1 protein-coding gene is annotated in these 1863 nt (G+C 54.4%); it reads left to right on the forward strand.

Annotated features, from left to right (window positions below):
- Nucleotides 1–442 precede the first annotated feature (442 nt).
- Nucleotides 443–1693, forward strand: a complete 1251-nt coding sequence (locus LKX83_RS31715; protein ID WP_227887242.1) for an IS110 family RNA-guided transposase — start codon at nt 443–445, stop codon at nt 1691–1693.
- The last annotated feature ends 170 nt before the right edge of the window (nt 1694–1863 follow it).

Below are 1863 nucleotides of genomic sequence, written 5' to 3' on the forward strand. Positions count from 1 at the left end.
CCTTGTATGCTAAGAGCAGCTCCTGATTTAGGGGTTGCTCTTACGAATTTTGTACCTTGAAAACGGAATGATGTTGTCCTGGTGGGGGACGCAGCCCAAGCGAAGCGCGGGAGCGGCCCGAAGGGACGAATTTAGGTGTTTACGATCCTGGGCTGTCCTTGGGAAAATGCCAATAGGTGCTACCGACGGGAATGTTCCTATTTCCTCCTGTAGACTCCTCATGCGGGTTCTACCATTTGAGATTGTTCCCTTGGCCTCTTCCGTATTTTCCTACACGCTGACTGTATCCCGCGCGTCGCCATCCCTTCCGCATCGCAGAGGAAGGTTCGTGCACCGATGGGCCGCGGTGTATGCCAATAGCTCGCAAGGCTGTAAGCGGAGAGCTTTCCCAAGGACATCCCAGGACCGTAGCGCCGAGTCCATTACAAAGGAGGTGATTCCTATGTCCCACATCTTGTTTGTCGGGATCGATGTAAGCAGCAAGAATAACGTAGTTTGTTGCCTTCCCGAAGGCGACAGCGCCAAATCGCTAAGCCGCTTCACCGTAACCAACGACGAGCCCGGCGTGCTCGCTCTTCAAGAGCGGATCCTTGCCCTCATGCAGAAGCACGAGCTGTCTTCTATTCGCTTCGGCCTTGAGGCAACCGGCTGTTACTCCAGCCATCTCGCTCGCTACTTGGAACACGTACTGAGCTTCATGCCCTATGAGCACAGCGTCTATGTGTTTAATCCCAGTCTCATCAAGGTGTTCAAGAAGTCTCACTTCCTTGACGCCCCAAAAAACGACAGGGTAGACGCCTGGTTCATCGCCGCTAAGCTCCGATCCGGTCATCTACCCCGTGCCTTCACGTGGAGCGAGACCAACGCTGCGTTGCAGCGCCTCTGCCGGACTCGGTTCCACGTTACTCAATGTTTGACACGGGAGACCAATTTCCTGCTGACCAATTTGTTCCTGAAGTTCAGCAGCTATTCGGTCGGGCCGTTCGGCAAGAAAACGTCCGCGACGAGCCTTGCGGTGATGGAGCACTTCGCCAGCGTCGAGACGCTCATCGACATGCCGGTGGAGGACCTCGTAGCGTTCGTTGCTGGGTGCGGCAAAAACCGCTTTGAGAACCCACAGGAAGTTGCTCAGGCTCTGCAGAAAGCCGCTCGCGCTTCCTACCGCTTACCCAAGGCGATGGCCGATGCCGTGAATCTGGCGATGGCGTCCAACATCCGAGTCATCCGCTCGCTTCAGGAACAAGCCAAGTCGCTGCAGAAAGCGATTGAAGAGCATCTGGCCACTATCCCGCAGACGCTGACGTCTGTGCCCGGAATCGGCCCGATCTTTGCTGCCGGCCTCATCTCGGAGATTGGCGACATCCAGCGCTTCCCGAACCAAATGGCGCTTGCCAAGTACGCAGGCCTCGCTTGGACGGAAAGCCAATCTGGTGATTTCAAAGGCGTTGAATCCCGGCTTATTAAATCCGGCAACCGCTATCTGAAGTATTACTTCACCGAAGCCGCAAAGAGTGTCCAGGTGCACGACACTGTCTTTGCCCAGTACTTCAGTCTCAAAGCGGCCGAGCCGGCCAAATATGCCGAAAAACGTGCCCTTGCGCTTACAGCTCGAAAATTGGTGCGGTTGGTCGACTACCTGCTACGAACCAACCGACTTTACGAACCCAGAGAGGTGATCCGACAACACGGGTGACATAAATCCATAAACTTACCGCCTATTTCCCGGTATATAAGGAAATATCTGAAAAACCGGGTAGGGCAGGTTTAGTTTGAGTTTGCCTTTTTCCGGGTCACCCCCTGAAAAGAGTGCGCTTCATTCAAATATGTCTGATTTAAGGTCTTGACATCGTACCGCTGCTCTCT

Source organism: Cohnella baijiui, from assembly GCF_020731285.1.
In the GTDB taxonomy this organism is placed as follows: Bacteria; Bacillota; Bacilli; order Paenibacillales; family Paenibacillaceae; genus Cohnella.

Excerpts from the sequence above, each read along its gene's own strand:
- LKX83_RS31715 (WP_227887242.1), top strand. The coding sequence starts at position 443 with ATGTCCCACATCTTGTTTGTCGGGATCGATGTAAGCAGCAAGAATAAC.